This is a genomic window from Parabacteroides johnsonii DSM 18315, from assembly GCF_025151045.1.
GTDB lineage: Bacteria > Bacteroidota > Bacteroidia > Bacteroidales > Tannerellaceae > Parabacteroides > Parabacteroides johnsonii.
The window spans coordinates 1997351-2013239 of record NZ_CP102285.1 but is presented as its reverse complement, the minus strand read 5'-3'; the positions used below and the strand labels follow the sequence as shown (position 1 = coordinate 2013239).

Sequence of the window (15889 nt, the reverse complement as noted above, 5' to 3'; positions counted from 1 at the left end):
GTGTTCTTATTTATAACGCTCTTTTTCTTTGATAAACCCATTGCGGAACGCATAAAGGAGTTTTTCCAGATCGTGGATCTGCTGCTGCAGGTCCGCTCCCTTATCTGTGTCCTTGACCATTTGGCGGTGAGAGTTCAGTTCGACGACGATGGTGGTCGAGCGGATGTCCTTGCCCTCCTTGATGGCCTGGTCGGTCGACAGGAACGGCTCGTGCTGCACAAGCTGGAAGCCGCGCGAATGGTAGACCAAGGTATAACCGGCTATACCTGTTTCTGGGTGGTAGGCTTTGGAGAAGCCGCCGTCGATGACAAGCAGTTTGCCATTCGCCTTGATAGGGTTCTCACCTTTGATAGAGCGGACGGGGACATGTCCGTTGATGATGTGGCGGTGTTGGCCGGTAACGCCGAACTCGTCCAACAGCATGTCGCAGACCGGCTCTTCTTCCCGGAGGGAATAGTAAGCACCTTTTTCTTCCTTCTGTACCGATTTGTCGTCGATGAAGCAACGTTCGAAAGTCGCCATCCGGCTTTTGTCGAAGAGGGGAGAGTCCTTGCCTTCCCAGAGGTACCAGATATAATCCATCGCAAAGTCCTTCTCCGGACTGTCGTCGGCGTCGAAATAGGCGGTGCGTACCAACTGGTCTACTTTGTCTAACAGGGCTTTTCCTTTATATTCCGTACCTTCGATCCGGACTGACTTGAGCGTACCGTCCGGGTTCATCGGGACGGAGGCGTGGAAGAGCAGGTTGGAGTTGCAGACCTGGTACATACTGCCGTGCGTGAACAGGCAGCGCATGTGCTTTTTCAGCTTTTCACTGCACTCGAACGAGTGTTTGATGCGTCGCATCAGTTCTTCTTCTTCGATGGAGAGAGCATAGGGATCTTTGGCGTTGAGGGTTGGCCAGTTTTTGTCTTTCAGCTCGTATTCCTTTCCTTCGATGCGGATTGTTCCACGTCGGAGGTCGATGTGGTGGAGTAGCAGGCGGTCGTCCATCCGGAATTCCGGACGACGGCGGATGATTTCGCCTTCCACCTTGAACTGTATGACCGTGATCGCCTTGTGCATGCGGGCGATCAGTTGAGTAGTCTTTTCATCGAAAGTCGTATCCGACGCGTTTGTGCGCGGGATGAACAGTTCGCAGGGATCGTCGCCATAGACTTCCATCGCGAATGTCGCTAAGGGCAGGAGGTTGATGCCATAGCCGTCTTCCAGGGTTGCCAGGTTGCCGTAGCGCATGCACATGCGGATCACGTTGGCGATGCTTCCTGCGTTGCCTGCGGCGGCCCCCATCCAGAGAATGTCGTGATTACCCCATTGGATATCGAAATTATGGTAGTTGCAAAGCGTATCCATGATGATATGGGCGCCTGGCCCGCGATCGTAGATGTCGCCGATGATGTGCAATAGATCGATTGTGAGGCGTTGGATCAGGTTACACATGGCGATGATGAAGTCGTTTGCGCGACCTGTCGAGATGATCGTGTTGATGATCTGGTCCACATAGGCGGACTTGTTCGGCTCGTCGCTCGATTCGTGGAGCAGTTCCTGGATGATGTAAGAAAATTCTTTTGGCAATGCCTTGCGAACCTTTGAGCGTGTATATTTGGAAGAAACGTTTCGGCATACGCGTACCAGCTGATTTAGGGTGATTAGGTACCAGTCGTCCAGGTCCTTTTCGCGTTGCCGGATCAGTTCCAGTTTTTGTTCCGGATAGTAGATCAGCGTGCAGAGTTCTTTTTTTTCTAAATCGCGCAATGTGTTGCTGAATATCTCGTTTACCTTGCGCTTGATCGCACCGGAGGCGTTCTTCAGCACATGGTTAAAAGCCTGGTGCTCGCCGTGGATGTCGGATAGGAAATGTTCCGTCCCTTTCGGCAGGTTCAGGATGGCTTCCAGGTTGATGATTTCCGTACTGGCGTCTGCCACCGTCGGAAAGCTGCGTGCCAACAGCGTCAGGTAGCGCAGGTCGTTTAATACGTGTTCTGCTGTTATGTCTTTAGTCATACACTATTTTTTTATTGTCAATCGATTGAAACGTTTCCAAAGTAACACCCCGAGCGTAGTCAGGCTGATCGGGAAGCCGCACCAGATGCCGATGGCCCCCCATCCGAAGGTGAATCCGCACAGGTAACCGATGGGAAGCGCCAGCCCGAAGTGGCAGAAAAAAGCCATGTAGGCCATGTACTTGACATCCGAGATGCCACGCAGGGCATTGGCGAAAAGGATTTGCAGCCCGTCGCCGAACTGGTAAAGGATCACTGACCAGGCAAGCAGGGCAACCAGCTCGACCACCTCTTTTTCCGGGGTGATGATGTAACCCATATTGTCGCGGAACGCCAAGATAAGCAGTACGACGATAATGGCGGTTCCCATGATCAGGTGAAGGCCTGCAAAAGAGGCATGGCGTATGGCCGGCCAGTCGTTCCATCCCTTGTAGGCACTTACGCGTATGGCGACGGCTGCTGCTATGCCGTAATAGACCATGAAACCGAGCGTGGTGATCACGCCTAATACTTGGTGGGCGGCGAGTGCCACGCTTCCCAGCCAGCCCATCATGATGACGCTCAGGCTGAATGAGCCTGTCTCGACTCCCATCTGGAAACCGACCGGCAGGCCGAGACGCACTAAATTGCTCAGGCTGATCTTGTTGAGGGTCCCTTTCTTGAATCCTTCCAGGTAGGGCTTGTAACGGGAGTGCTTGGCAAAGAGGAAGCAGAACATCCCGAATGTCAGGATGCGGCTGAAAAGCGTCGATATGCCGGCACCGGTAAGCCCCAGTTCGGGACATCCGAAGTTACCGTATATCAGCAGGTAGTTCCCGATAATGTTGATTACGTTGGCCCCTAACATGACGCACATGGGGGTGAGCGTATCTGTCGTGCCGTCGCTGAACTGCTTGAACGAATTGAACAGCATGGCAAAGATGACCGAGAAAAGTTGCAATATGTAGTAAGGCACGATATAGGGCATCAACTCTTCTGGTTGCTTCAGGATGTGGATGTTCAGAAGTAGTGCCAACATGCAGAGGCTGAGCAGCAGTCCCACGGCGAAGTTGATGCAAAGGCTGTTTTTCAGTGTCTCGCCCGCCTTGGTATACTCTTTCCGCGCGAAATAGCCTCCGATGATGGGGGTAAGCCCGTAAGAGAACCCCATCCCTGCAATGAACACAAGGTTGAAGAAGTTGTTGACAAACGACGCGGCAGCCAGTTCGGCCGTACTGTGGTGTCCGACCATGATGTTATCGGCAAAGCCGACAACAATAATGCCCAGCTGTCCCAACATGATCGGGACACCCAGGCGTATCGTTTCTTTGTAATGTTCCTTGTAAACTGAAAGTTGCATCATCCCAAAACCTCTACCGACTTGATTACTACATTTTCCGTCGGGCGGTCTTGTTTATTTGTCTTTACTTGCTGGATCGCATCTACCACGTCCAGACCTTCCACCACTTCGCCGTATACGGTGTATTGGTTGTCGAGGAAGGGCACGCCGCCGATCGTCTTGTAGGTCTCGCGTAGTTCAGCCGGCATCTTCGTCTCGTCTTTCCGTTTTTCGGCCTCCAGTTCGGTCTTTCCGATCAGGGTGTCGCGGAGCACGGCGAGTTCTTCTTTGTTGCCACTACGGTAGAGCTCCATGATTTTAGGTTTGTTTTCCGTCTGGAGGCGGTTGAAGATAGCTTGTTTCAGCCGTCCTTCCAGTTGCTTTTCCATTTGGCCGAGTTCGGCTTCCGAATATTTTTTGCCTGTGACAATATAGAACTGCGAGGCTGACGATGCTTTTTCCGGATTCACTTCATCTCCGGTACGGGCAGCACACAAGGCTCCCTTTTTATGGAAATATTTAGGGTAGTTGAATTCCGCCGGAACGGTATAACCCAAGTCTCCGGCTCCTAATTGCTTGTTCATCGGGGCGTCTTTAGAAGTGACGTCGCCACCTTGCACCATAAAGTCTTTGATGACGCGATGGAACAGCAGGCCGTCGTATTGTCCGGCTTTCGCCAACTTGATGAAATTGTCGCGGTGCTGCGGAGTATCGTTGTATAATTTGAATTTTATCTTTCCGAGCGTGGTGTCCATCACCACTAATGTTTCGTTCGTTTCCATTCTTTGTTGTTTATTTGTTGACTATTTTCATTGACTTGATCTTGATGTTCTTGACGGGACGGTCTTCTGCATTTGTCTCGGTGAACTGAATCTTGTCGACAGCTTTCATACCACTTACGACTTCGCCGAAGATCGTGTATTTACCGTCCAGATGAGGCGTACCGCCTTCCAACATATAGGCTTGCCGCTGTTCGGGAGTGAAGGTGATGCCTTGTTCCTCCTCCATCTTGTCGAGCTCCATTTCCGTAAAGAACTTACCGGTTACGATATAAAATTGGGTGGCTGACGAGGCGCGTTCGGGGTTCTCTTCATCGCCTGTACGGGCAGCTGCGAACATACCGCGTTTATGGAAATATTTCGGGTACACGATCTCTGCCGGGATCGTATAGTCTAGGTCACCGTCTCCCAAATGTTGTTCCAGTGGCGCGTCTTTTGAATTGATGTCACCAGCCTGTACCATAAACTGCTTGATGACGCGGTGAAACAACAATCCGTCATAGAGGTGCTCCTTCACGTTCTTGATAAAGTTGTCACGATGTTGGGGGGTGTCATTGAAGAGCTTCACTTTGATCTTTCCCATATCGGTATCGATCAGTACCAGTGTTTCAACCTCTTGCGCTTGCAAATGGACGGATATCAGAGCCGATAGGGCCACTAAACATATAGCAAACAGCTTTTTCATCTTCATCTTATTTTTGTATTATGGCAACAAAAATAGTGATATTTAGCCTGAGTTCGATATATCTTTTAAGAAAATGTATCCAATCTCTCCTTTTTGAACACTATATATTTTGCAGCCTTTCATATCATCTGCTTTAGCAGACGGCAAAAAAGACTGATAAAGGACATACTGAAAAAATATTATTTTAAAGAAATGTGTATAAATTTTATATACCCCGAATTATCTTTATCTTTGTGAAATTATCAAGATATTGGCTTGCAGCGGTAAGTCTTCAATAATTCGTTTTTGAGTAAAGCATTTTTGAGGTATTATTCCGGCACGAAAAGTTTCCCGTTTTTTAAGTATATCGGAGTAATGGAAACAAAATGCTCACGTCAGTTGTATATATCAGGAGTGTATAGCATAACGGCTTGGACTGTTGTTTATTATCTATGTACTGGGCATTGGGAAACGCCTTCGTGTGGATAGTATTGTGGCAGTCTCACGCTTTTTTTATATTCTGCTACATCATCTTGATCATGATGAGTTCATATTATATAGCATTATTTTCTGAGAAAAACGGGTCGATTTGAACGCATTCATTGACCATCTGTTTTTTATACAACTGTCCGTTCGCGAGAATATGGCAGTTGTTAATAATGAAATGTTTTGTTTTTGTGATGATAGAGGACCTCGAAAGCCTGTAACATGAGGCTGTTCCGCAAAAGACCGTTTTTTTCGGTGTGCGGACAGCCTCTTTCTTATTGGGGGGCATCCTGATGAGAAAAATGTTTCCCTGAAAAACGTTGGATAGCTCTCCGTGATATGGATGGAACGTGATGGATATTATCAATCACTCGTTAAATGAACCCTTTAACACAACCTTTTCCGCTGATATCTGTTCAAATTGGTAATTCATCTAAACAAAGCACATTTATGAAAACATTGTTGAAAAGCGCAGTTCTACTGCTCGGAATGGGACTAGTTTCTGCCCATTCCCATGCTCAGAAAGTTGTGGTTGAGGATAACGAACCTAACTCAGTCATGTTTGTCACCATTGATAAGGCAGGTAACGAGATTATCCGGATCATGAATGAGTCACAGAGTCCCCGTTTTCACGAACCGAAAGCGCCCCGCTTCCTACTGACGGATCGGAAAGGTAAATTTGCACTCGGTATTGGAGGGTATGTGAAACTTGCTGCCGAATATGATTTCGGCGGTATTTCCGATAATATAGACTTTTATCCGGCTTTGATTCCCGGAAAGGGACAGTCATACGTGCGGAATCAATTCCAGATGGATGCAACTACCAGTACCATCTTTCTGAAACTGGTCGGACATACGGATCTGTTGGGCGATTTCGTGGTGTATACTGCCGGGAACTTCCGGGGAGGTAGCGGCAAGATATTCGAGTTGAGGAATGCTTATGTATCGGCACGAGGCTTTACGGCGGGTTACGATTATGGTTCGTTCATGGATTTAGGCAATGTGCCTGCAACAATCGATTTTGCCGGCCCTAACGGAATGTCGATCTACCATGCTACGCAAATCCGCTACGAATATGCACTTGCCAAGGGGCTGAAAGCCGGTATTGGTGTGGAAATGCCGATTGTGGACGGCCTGACGAACGAACATGTCAGTATCGCCAAACAGCGGATGCCGAACTTCCCGATTTACGTGCAGTATGGGTGGACCCCTAAAAGCCATTTTCGCGCAGCGGCTATCATTCGTAGTATGAGTTACGACAATTTGACTGCCCACAAGACGGAGTCGGAGATCGGATGGGGTGTGTTGGCTTCTGCTACTTTCAACGTGATGAACCGTTTGCAGGTCTATGGACAGGGTGTTTATGGCAAGGGTATCGGACAGTTCCTGAACGATATGAGTTTGTTGAATGTCGATGTCGTCCCGAATCCAGAAAAGGAAGGGAAGATGCAGGTGCTTCCGATGATGGGATGGTTTGCAGGTATGCAGTATAATTTCTCTCCGAAAGTGTTTATTACCAGTACGTACGGACAGTCACGCCTATATAGTCATGATGGTTATCCTACCACTCCTTCTGAGCAGTACCGCTACGGTCAGTATTTGAATGCCACGCTTTTCTGGAACATCACTTCCGACCTGCAAGTTGGTGCCGAATATCTACGTGGCTGGCGTACGGATTTCAACGGTGATACACGTCATGCCAACCGGATGAACCTGGCGGTGCAGTATAGTTTCTAAGAAAATACAATGAAAAAGGGTTCCCGTGCAATAATGATTTTATCATACGGGAACCCTTCTATGTTTTGTCTTGCCGGTACTTAGAACAATTTGTTCGGATATTCGCCTGCATTGATCAATGCTTGGATCTTATCTACCACTTCCTGGCGGTCTTCCGGGTAGGTGACACCGAACCATTTGCTGGCGGTATCTAATACTTCGACCGTAGCAGTCTTGTCACTGATCAATTTATCTACCATCAGCGGAATGAAAAATTCGCTCTTCAGGTTTTCCATGTTCTTCGGATCGCTCAAAAAAGTTTTGAAGAATTCCTGGCTGTAAGCAAAGTAGTCAGGAGTGAAGCCCCAGAAATTCATGCTTACCGGGGTCGTGTCGGGAGTAGCTGTCCATTCGCCGTTGTCGTCGATGTACTTGACTTCGCCATCGATACGCTGGATCTTGGTACGTTCGACAACGGATGTTAACAGATGGTTTTCATCTGTGCTACAGATACCGCGTGATACCGTACCACTCTCACTCAATGTGTTGCCTACACGGAAACCTACCATTGAGTACACATTTTTGGAACCTTCCGGCAGGGCGGAAAGGAATTTACCCATTACCTGGAAAGAGTCGCGGCCGTAGAAGTCGTCGCAGTTGATAACAGCAAACGGTTCTTTGATGACATCAGCCCCCATCATGACTGCATGGTTTGTTCCCCACGGTTTTGTACGTTCTGCCGGGCAGGTGAATCCTTCGGGCAGGTTGTCCAATGCCTGGAATACCAGTTCGCATGGGATGTGACCTTCATATTTGGAGATGATTTTGTCGCGAAAATCCTGTTCGAAATCTTTGCGGATCACGAAAACAAGTTTACCGAAACCGGCGTGGATAGCATCATAGATAGAATAATCCATGATTGTTTCACCGTTAGGACCCAGTCCGTCCAATTGCTTCAAGCCTCCATAGCGGCTTCCCATTCCGGCAGCCAATAAGAATAATGTAGGTTTCATAATCTTTAAGTTTATATAGTGTTTTTGTTTTCTTCGGACAAAAGTAGGAAATAAATATGATTTATGATTTATGATTTATGATTTATTCGCTTACTCCTGACTTGATACCACGGACAACACCATGTTTAATCATAAATCATAAATCATAAATTATAAATTATTCCACTTCCAGTACGACAATTGATTTGGCCGGAAGGTTGACCTTGAGCTGTCCTCTTTCGATTTTCGCACCATCGAAGGCTACCGGTTTTACGACATCCGGTTTCTCGAAGGTGTTGTGATCGTTGATGGAAGCGGAGGACAGGATGCGGCCGTTTACACGCTTGATCTTCTCTCCTTGCAGGTCGAGGGTGATATTTTGGGCGTTGTCGACATCTACATTGGCCAAAGAAATGTGGATACGTCCGTTCTTGTCTTTGGAAGCGGAAGCACTTACCATCGGCACTTCTCGGCCTCCGCGCACCTTGGCTTTGTCGCAGATCAAGTCCATCGGCAGGAAAGTGGCGTCTTGGTGCACGTTGTACATCTGGAAAACATAGTAGGTTGGCGTGAGCAACATTTTCGGGCCGTTTGTCAGGATCATGGACTGGAGCACGTTGACGATCTGGGCGATGTTGGTCATTTTGACACGATCGGTATATTTATGGAACACGTTTAGGGTAAGGGCTGCCACGAAAGCATCGCGCATGGTGTTCTGTTGGTACAGGTGCCCATTTATCGTTCCCGGTTCTTCGTCCCACCAGGTTCCCCATTCGTCCACCATCAGGGCGATTTTTTTCTGCGGGTCGTATTTGTCCATGATCTGGATATGTTTCCTGACGACATCTTCAATTTCGAGGCATTTGCCCATTGTCCAGTAGTAATCGTCTTTGTTGAAATCCGTAGCCGATCCTTTACTGCCGCTCCATCCCGTCACCGTGTAATAGTGCAAGGAGATACCGTCCATGCGGCCACCTACGTTTTTCATCAGCGTTTCCGTCCAGTTGTAGTCGTAGTCACTGGCACCGCTGGCAATCTTGAAAAGCCGGTTCCCATCGTAATTGCGGCAGTAGGTGGAGTAGCGACGGTATAGATCGGCGTAATATTCGGGGCGCATGCTTCCGCCACATCCCCAGCTTTCGTTTCCGACGCCGATGAATTTGACTTTCCATGCCTTGTCGCGTCCGTTCTGTCGGCGTAGGCGGGCCATCGGGCTGTCGCCTTCCGATGTCATATATTCAACCCACTTGGCCATCTCTTCAACGGTTCCGCTGCCGACATTGGCGCTGATATAAGGTTCGCAGCCTAACAGTTCGCAGAGGTTCAGGAATTCGTGCGTACCGAAACTGTTGTCTTCGATCGTACCTCCCCAGTTATTGTTCACCATCTTGGGACGGTTTTCCTTCGGACCGATCCCGTCCATCCAGTGGTATTCATCGGCAAAGCAACCTCCTGGCCAGCGGAGGTTGGGGATTTTCAGCTCTTTCAAGGCGTTCAGCACGTCGTTTCGGTAGCCCCTGGTATTGGGAATTTCGGATTCGGGGCCGACCCAAAGCCCTCCATAGATACAGGTTCCGAGATGTTCGGCGAACTGGCCGTAGATGTGTTTGCTGATCTGTTGGTTCCCTTGCTCAGGATAGATACGGATGCTCGCGTCTTTCTGGGCGAAGAGGGGCAGTGCGGCGGCTGCCATTAAACTTACTAATACTGTTTTCATGTTATTTTCGTTTACTATGTTTTATTTGAATGTTTGGGTGAAAGCAGCCGTTTATAATGGAAACGGCTTATTTCAGGTTGATTACGAATGTTGTCAGCGACTTGGCCGGGCGGGTATAATCCAGCTTCTTTCCTTTGACTTTGACTGCCTGGAAAGACTGGCAGTCTTCCGTTTCGCTTGTGCGCCAATTACTGACGGAGGCTATTTTGCCTGCGAACTTGTCCAAGTCAATAACTAAAGGACTATCTGTTTCAGTCGTGTTCAGAACGGCGATGACCAGTTCTTTACCCGTGGGGGAGAGGGCGGCAAGTGTCCCGGCGTTTCCCGTCTCGATAAAGGTGTAGCCTTGTTTGAAGAAGCGGGTGATTTGCATGCGGACATATAGGTTTTTGATTACCTTGTATTCCTGTGTTTTGAAATTGCCTCGCAGTACACACCATTCGTTGTTGCCCTCTTCCATCAGTTGCCAGTCGAGCCAGGCTTGCGGGCGCATGATCCGCATGTCGTCGAATAGCTTCTGGGCGAGCAGGAGGTTGCTTTCCAGTCCTTGTCCTTTGCTGGGACCTGTTTCTGATTGCCAGAAAGGTTTGCCGGATTGTCGGATGAGCCTTCGTACTTCTTCCCGTTCAGTATTCGTGCCTGAATAGGTGTGGGTGTTAAGTTGCCCCAATTTATCCCAGATGTCACCGGCTGTCTGATAAGCTTTCTGGACGGTCAGGAAATGCCGTAAATTGGTTTCGTCGGAAGCCGATAGTAGGGTGTTGAGGCCTGTGGCTTTCAACTTGGGATATAGCATCCGGATGATTTTCATCTGGCTTTCCGGTTCGAAGTGGCAACCTTCTTGGCTTCCTTCCGCATACCAGTAATCGGAAAAAGACTCGTTGAAGGGTTCCAATGTCTTGAAATCGATCTGGTAGGTTGTTTTATAGTGTTTGCAGACATCTAACAGGTAGTCGCAGAACATCTCGTAATATTCCGGTTTCAGGTTATCCTTCAGCGGGTCCTCATTTCCGGCGGCACAACCGCTATAGGTCATCCAGTAGGGAGCGGAGTTCGAGAATGCTTCGAAAACAGCATCGGGTCGCTTTTTTTTGATTTTCAGGAGGATCGTACGCTGTCCTTTATCTGCCTCCCAGTTGTAGGGGGCGGTGGGGGAATCTTTGAATCCTTCCATTTCTGCCCGTTTCCCTTTTCCTTTGACCATATGGCCGTCTGCATGTGCCGGATCATCACCTCCTCCGATATTGTAACGGAAGATGTTCATATTGAGTTTGTCGGGAGACGTGATCAGGTCGACGATCTCGTCCACTTTCTTCTCGTCCCAGTTTCCGACCTGGGCAGCCCACCAGCAAAGGGAACTCCCCCAGCCTTCGAGTTTCTGGTAACGTAGGGTCGGATCAATTACGGCGTGCCCGTTTTCCGTCGCTTCCGCCTGGACAAACAGGGGAAGCGAAACGGCTACCATCAAACTTATGAATATGTTTTTCATGTCTGTGGATTAAAACTTGAACGGGCTCATTTTTGTATATGCCTTATATTCTTTGACCATGCCCGGATATCCTTCTTCTGCCCGGGGCAGATACTGGAAGCCGGAAACAACCACCTCTTCGCGTAGGTCGATCACGACTTGATGTGGGTATTTGTCACCGCGGGCCGTACTCCAATAAGTCGATTCCTGCAGGTCGAATATTTTATCGGCGGTGAAGTTTCCACCCCGTGTCTCTTCACTGTCGGCATATGCGATCTGCCAATGTTGGCGGGAGAGCGGTTTCCCGTTTTCGCCCAACAGGTAGAATTCGGCAATGGCGGCGTTGTCATTGCCATTTTGGGAGCTTAGTGCTTCGAAGCAGAAGAAACGGGCTTTTACAGGGGCATCGAATTTGACTTCTTGCCAGCCATTGCCGGGTTTCAATGTGCCTGAGGCCACCGGCTTTTCGTTTTTGAGGTTCAGGTTTTCACCTTCCTTGCGGTGTGTCATCGGTGCTTCGGCACGCAGCATATCCAGAATCGGTTTATCCAGACCTTTGATCGTTGCCTTCTCTGGACCTAACAAGTCGAGGACGATAATTTCATTTTCGCCTTTTTTCAACCAGCAACCCGGCATAAAGAGCGTTTGTTGCGGCCCGATTTCCCAGAAACGGCCTATCGCTTTCCCGTTTACCCAAACCATCCCTTTTCCCCAGGTCTGCATATCGAGGAATACATCGCCCGCTTCTTCCAGATTGAATGTCGCACGGTAATAAGCGGGTCCGTCTAATTTCTTGCCTGGGGCATACTTTTTTTCTTTCACGAATGGATAATCCACCGGAAAACTATACACTTGCCAGTTCTTCAATTCCTGAGTGGAGCTTTCGTTCAGCAATTCCACTTTCTCGGTGATCCCTTTGCGGTCGTGGATCGCTTTGTCGAAATTGACACGCCCCATAGCCTCTATCAGGATGTCCAACTGTGTCCCGGCTGCTAAAGCCGGCAGTTTGAGGGAGTTCTCACCGCGGCGGCGGTCCAGGCGTCCCAGGAGTTTTCCGTTTGCATAGACCTGTGCCCAATCATGCACTTCCGTAATCAGAAGGGTTGTGCCGGAGGTAACGGCAGGCAGAGTGGTACGGTACAGGATCGTTCCCCAGCCTTGATCGAACTGTTCCATCGGTTGGATGTTTTCAGAAGTCTTCGGCTCCGGCAGGTTACCGAATAAAGGAGCGACCTCCTTTATTTCGAATTCGGGTATTTCGATGATCGGTTTTGCTGCCGGTACCTCTGACTGTGTTTTCCCTTCGTCCATATAGTCTGCGAGGAGTTCACGTAATTTGAAATATTTGGGTGTCGTCCATCCTGCCTCGCTGATAGGTGCGTCATAATCGTAAGAACTGCACATGGCCGAATAGGCAGGGCTGTTGGCCCCTCCCCAATGGCCGAAAGTCGTTCCTCCATGCGTCATGTAAAGGGAGAATGAGATGCCCCTGTCAAGCATGTCCTTAAGACCGGATACCATTGTTTCCGCATCGCGTGTTTCGTGCTTGCGCCCCCAATGGTCGAACCAGCCGCTCCAGAACTCACTACACATGAGCGGGGTGTTGGGGCGTACTTCTTTCAGTTTCTTGAATTGTTCGTCTATATTGGCTCCAGTACCGAAATTGATGGTCCATACCAAGTCGTCGAGGGCGTTGTTCTGGAAATTGGAACTCCAATCGCATTGGAATAGAGGAACGTCTGTAAATCCGGCTCCCTTCACGATGTCTCGGATGTTGGCGATGTATTCCTTATCGGTTGCATAGGAACCGTATTCGTTTTCGACCTGTACCATAATAATATTGCCTCCTTTGGTGATCTGGAGGTCGGCAAGTTGTTTCCCGATTTCATTCATGAACAGTTTGGTCCGTTCCAGAAAATAAGGATCGTTGGTTCGTAGTTTGATATCGTCTTTTTTCAGCAACCACCAAGGCAGTCCTCCCATTTCCCATTCGGAGCAGACGTATGGACCGGGGCGTAGCATGATATACATATCGTATTTTTGAGCCAGACGGCAGAAAGCGGCAATATCGTTCTGGCCGCTGAAATCGAATTCGCCGGGTTTTTGTTCGTGGATATTCCAGAATGCATAGATGCAGATCGTATTCATGCCAAGTGCTTTGCAAAGTTGGATACGGTGTTCCCAATATTCGGCCGGAATACGGGTGTAATGGATCTCTGCGGCTTTGATCACAAAAGGCTTTCCGTCTAACAGGAATGTTTTGTTGCCGATCGCAAATGTGTGTTCTCCTGCCGGCTTTTGGTTACAGCCGGAAAAGGCGAAAAGGAGCAGGGCTGTCAGCCAGATAGCTGTATTTTGTAGGTACTTCATGATATAAAATTAGTTTATAAATATTTGGGGGTAAAAGTACACATAAAAAACAAGCCGGAGTACCGTAAACAGATTCTTTCTTTTATCAAAATGTCACTTCTACCCCATGTAAATCGGATTACTACCCCATGTTTTTGAAATTACACTGGCGGGTAATATAAATTAACATTTTCATTTGTAATGAAATTGCCGTTTTTTCTGTCATTATAATAATTCAATTTGCGTACCTTTGCCGGACATAATGAATGATTAAACGTTGAACAAAATGAAAAAGTTAATGGTGATACCGCTTGTTGCCGCCGGAATGGCCGCAATGGTGGGATGCAGTACGACTCCTGTGAAGGAGGCAGCGAAGAATGACGCTATCAATCTGGCAAACCTGGACACCGCCGTGGCACCAGGAACCGATTTCTATCAGTATGCTTGTGGTGGCTGGATGAAGAATAATCCGCTGAAACCGGAATATGCCCGTTTCGGTACTTTCGACCAGCTTAGGGATAACAATCAGGAACAGATCCGTACGCTTATCGAAGGTCTCAGTGAGACACCCGGGCAGGAGGGGAGCGTCGGGCAAAAGATCGGTCTGTTGTTCGCAATGGGGATGGATAGTGTGAAACTGAATGAAGACGGTTATGCCCCGATCAAGGATCAGCTCGCTGAAATCAACAAGTTAGGTACGAAGGACGAACTGACCAAGATGGTGGCAACCTTGCATAAAGAGGGGATGGCTCCTTTCTTCGCCTTGTATGTCGGAGCTGACGAAAAGAACAGTTCCATGAATATCGTACAGTTGTACCAGGCTGGGCTGGGTATGGGGGATCGCGATTATTACCTGCTGGAAGACGAAAGTAGCCAGAAAATGCGCGAAGCCTATAAGAACTACATTACCCGTCTGTTTACCCTGATCGGAAGCTCTCCTGAACAGGCCGATGCTGCCGTTGATGCGATCATGAAGATCGAAAGAGGTATTGCTGAAGTTTCTTTTAGCCGTGAAGACCTGCGCGATTCCCAAAAGAACTATAATAAGATGTCTATCGAAGAATTCAAGGCTAAGAACGATCCTTTGAACTGGGATGTCTATTTCGAAAGCATGGGGATGATGGATATCAAATATCTGGATGCAAAACAGCTTTCGTTTTACGAAGGTCTGTCGGCCTTGATGAAGAATACGACTTTGGATGAGCAGAAATATTACCTGACATTCAATTTGCTTAGCTCTGCCGCTCCTTACCTGAGCGATCCATTTGTTGCTGCTGATTTCGATTTCTATGGGAAGACGATGTCCGGTCGTCAGGAACAGCAACCGCGTTGGAAACGTGCTTTGTCTACGGTGAACAGTGCTTTGTCGGAAGCTGTCGGCCAGATGTATGTGGCTAAATATTTTCCGGCTTCTTCTAAAGAAAAGATGTTGAAGATGGTCGGTGACTTGCAGAAAGCGTTAGGTGACCGTATCTCCGGCCTGGAATGGATGAGCGATGCTACAAAGGCGAAGGCGCAGGAGAAATTGGCTGCTTTTATCGTCAAGATCGGCTATCCCGACACTTGGCGCGACTATAGCGGTCTGGAGATCAAGAATGATTCTTATTGGGCGAACGTACGCCGTTCCAATATCTTTGAAGTCAATTATATGTTGGCGGATGTAGACAAACCGGTCGATAAGGCTCGTTGGGGAATGAGTCCGCAGACGGTAAATGCTTATTACAATCCGACAACGAACGAGATTTGTTTCCCTGCCGCCATCCTACAACCTCCTTTCTTCAATCCGGAAGCTGACGATGCCGTGAACTATGGTGCTATCGGTGTTGTGATCGGTCACGAAATGACTCACGGATTCGACGATCAGGGACGTAACTATGACAAGGAAGGTAATCTGAGTGACTGGTGGACAGCCGAAGACGCCGCTCTCTTTACGCAACGTGCCGACCGTCTGGCTCAGCAATACAGCGATATTATTGTTGTGGATAGCGTTCATGCCAACGGTCGTTTCACTTTGGGAGAAAATATTGCCGATCAGGGTGGCTTGATGGTCGCTCATTTAGCTTACCTCAATTCTTTGGAAGGAAAGGAGATACCGGCTCCGATCGACGGTTTTACCAATGAACAGCGTTTCTATTTGGGGTATGCCAATCTCTGGGCTCAAAATATCCGTCCCGAAGAAATCTTGCGTCTGACCAAGATCGACCCGCACTCATTAGGCAAATGGCGTGTCAACGCCGCTCTCCGCAACATCGATGCTTTCTACACCGCATTCGATATCAAAGAAGGCGAACCGATGTACATGCTACCGGCTGACCGGGTGGTGATTTGGTAGAGTCCCGACAGATTGAATTTTTATAAAGAATATCCTGGTATAAAATGTTTTGTATCAGGATATTT

The 15889-nt window shown here is 48.5% G+C and carries 10 protein-coding genes; 2 read left to right on the top strand and 8 right to left on the bottom strand.

The features are described 5' to 3' along the window. Nucleotides 1–6 precede the first annotated feature (6 nt). Genes NQ564_RS08220 through NQ564_RS08205 form a run of 4 tightly spaced genes read right to left on the bottom strand, consistent with a single transcriptional unit; the run spans nt 7 to nt 4785 of the window. Nucleotides 7–2004, bottom strand: coding sequence for a fructose-bisphosphatase class III (locus tag NQ564_RS08220; protein ID WP_008147890.1), 1998 nt, complete (start codon nt 2002–2004; stop codon nt 7–9). A gap of 3 nt (nt 2005–2007) precedes the next feature. Continuing rightward, nucleotides 2008–3345, bottom strand: a complete 1338-nt coding sequence (locus NQ564_RS08215) for an MATE family efflux transporter (RefSeq protein WP_008147888.1) — start codon at nt 3343–3345, stop codon at nt 2008–2010. Beyond that, complete coding sequence (locus NQ564_RS08210) at nt 3342–4103, bottom strand: peptidylprolyl isomerase (protein ID WP_008147887.1); 762 nt, start codon at nt 4101–4103, stop codon at nt 3342–3344. Before NQ564_RS08210 ends, NQ564_RS08215 begins: the two co-directional genes overlap by 4 nt. A gap of 10 nt (nt 4104–4113) precedes the next feature. Further along, nucleotides 4114–4785 carry a peptidylprolyl isomerase gene (locus NQ564_RS08205; protein ID WP_039848098.1) on the bottom strand — a complete coding sequence of 224 codons (672 nt, stop codon included), beginning with the start codon at nt 4783–4785 and terminating at the stop codon, nt 4114–4116. 915 nt (nt 4786–5700) lie between these two features. On the opposite strand from NQ564_RS08205, the gene NQ564_RS08200 reads away from it, so the two are divergent. Then, a complete protein-coding gene (locus tag NQ564_RS08200) occupies nt 5701–6987 on the top strand; it encodes a porin (protein WP_008155613.1) in 1287 nt (428 codons plus the stop codon). An 80-nt stretch (nt 6988–7067) separates the two neighbouring features. On the opposite strand, the gene NQ564_RS08195 is transcribed toward NQ564_RS08200, so the two are convergent. The 4 genes from NQ564_RS08195 to NQ564_RS08180 all read right to left on the bottom strand — a co-directional run bounded on the left by NQ564_RS08195 (nt 7068) and on the right by NQ564_RS08180 (nt 13513). Further along, nucleotides 7068–7979, bottom strand: coding sequence for a nucleotidyltransferase family protein (locus NQ564_RS08195; RefSeq protein ID WP_008147881.1), 912 nt, complete (start codon nt 7977–7979; stop codon nt 7068–7070). A gap of 157 nt (nt 7980–8136) precedes the next feature. Beyond that, nucleotides 8137–9675 (bottom strand): alpha-N-arabinofuranosidase, encoded by a 1539-nt coding sequence (locus tag NQ564_RS08190; protein ID WP_129650017.1) that lies wholly within the window; start codon nt 9673–9675, stop codon nt 8137–8139. Between the two features lie 67 nt (nt 9676–9742). Next, nucleotides 9743–11164, bottom strand: a complete 1422-nt coding sequence (locus tag NQ564_RS08185; protein WP_008147877.1) for a glycoside hydrolase family 30 protein — start codon at nt 11162–11164, stop codon at nt 9743–9745. Nucleotides 11165–11173: 9 nt separating this feature from the next. Further along, entirely contained in the window at nt 11174–13513 is a 2340-nt protein-coding gene (locus NQ564_RS08180; protein WP_008155620.1) for a beta-galactosidase, read from the bottom strand. Nucleotides 13514–13778: 265 nt separating this feature from the next. Here NQ564_RS08180 and NQ564_RS08175 point away from each other — a divergent pair, with 265 nt between their 5' ends. Further along, entirely contained in the window at nt 13779–15824 is a 2046-nt protein-coding gene (locus NQ564_RS08175; protein ID WP_008155622.1) for a M13 family metallopeptidase, read from the top strand. The last annotated feature ends 65 nt before the right edge of the window (nt 15825–15889 follow it).

What these genes read in the sequence shown, in the direction of transcription:
- NQ564_RS08205 (WP_039848098.1), bottom strand. Translation starts at nt 4,785, where the DNA reads ATGAAAAAGCTGTTTGCTATATGTTTAGTGGCCCTATCGGCTCTGATA.
- NQ564_RS08210 (WP_008147887.1), bottom strand. Translation starts at nt 4,103, where the DNA reads ATGGAAACGAACGAAACATTAGTGGTGATGGACACCACGCTCGGAAAG.
- NQ564_RS08195 (WP_008147881.1), bottom strand. Translation starts at nt 7,979, where the DNA reads ATGAAACCTACATTATTCTTATTGGCTGCCGGAATGGGAAGCCGCTAT.
- NQ564_RS08175 (WP_008155622.1), top strand. Translation starts at nt 13,779, where the DNA reads ATGAAAAAGTTAATGGTGATACCGCTTGTTGCCGCCGGAATGGCCGCA.
- NQ564_RS08200 (WP_008155613.1), top strand. Translation starts at nt 5,701, where the DNA reads ATGAAAACATTGTTGAAAAGCGCAGTTCTACTGCTCGGAATGGGACTA.
- NQ564_RS08180 (WP_008155620.1), bottom strand. Translation starts at nt 13,513, where the DNA reads ATGAAGTACCTACAAAATACAGCTATCTGGCTGACAGCCCTGCTCCTT.
- NQ564_RS08190 (WP_129650017.1), bottom strand. Translation starts at nt 9,675, where the DNA reads ATGAAAACAGTATTAGTAAGTTTAATGGCAGCCGCCGCACTGCCCCTC.
- NQ564_RS08185 (WP_008147877.1), bottom strand. Translation starts at nt 11,164, where the DNA reads ATGAAAAACATATTCATAAGTTTGATGGTAGCCGTTTCGCTTCCCCTG.
- NQ564_RS08220 (WP_008147890.1), bottom strand. Translation starts at nt 2,004, where the DNA reads ATGACTAAAGACATAACAGCAGAACACGTATTAAACGACCTGCGCTAC.
- NQ564_RS08215 (WP_008147888.1), bottom strand. Translation starts at nt 3,345, where the DNA reads ATGATGCAACTTTCAGTTTACAAGGAACATTACAAAGAAACGATACGC.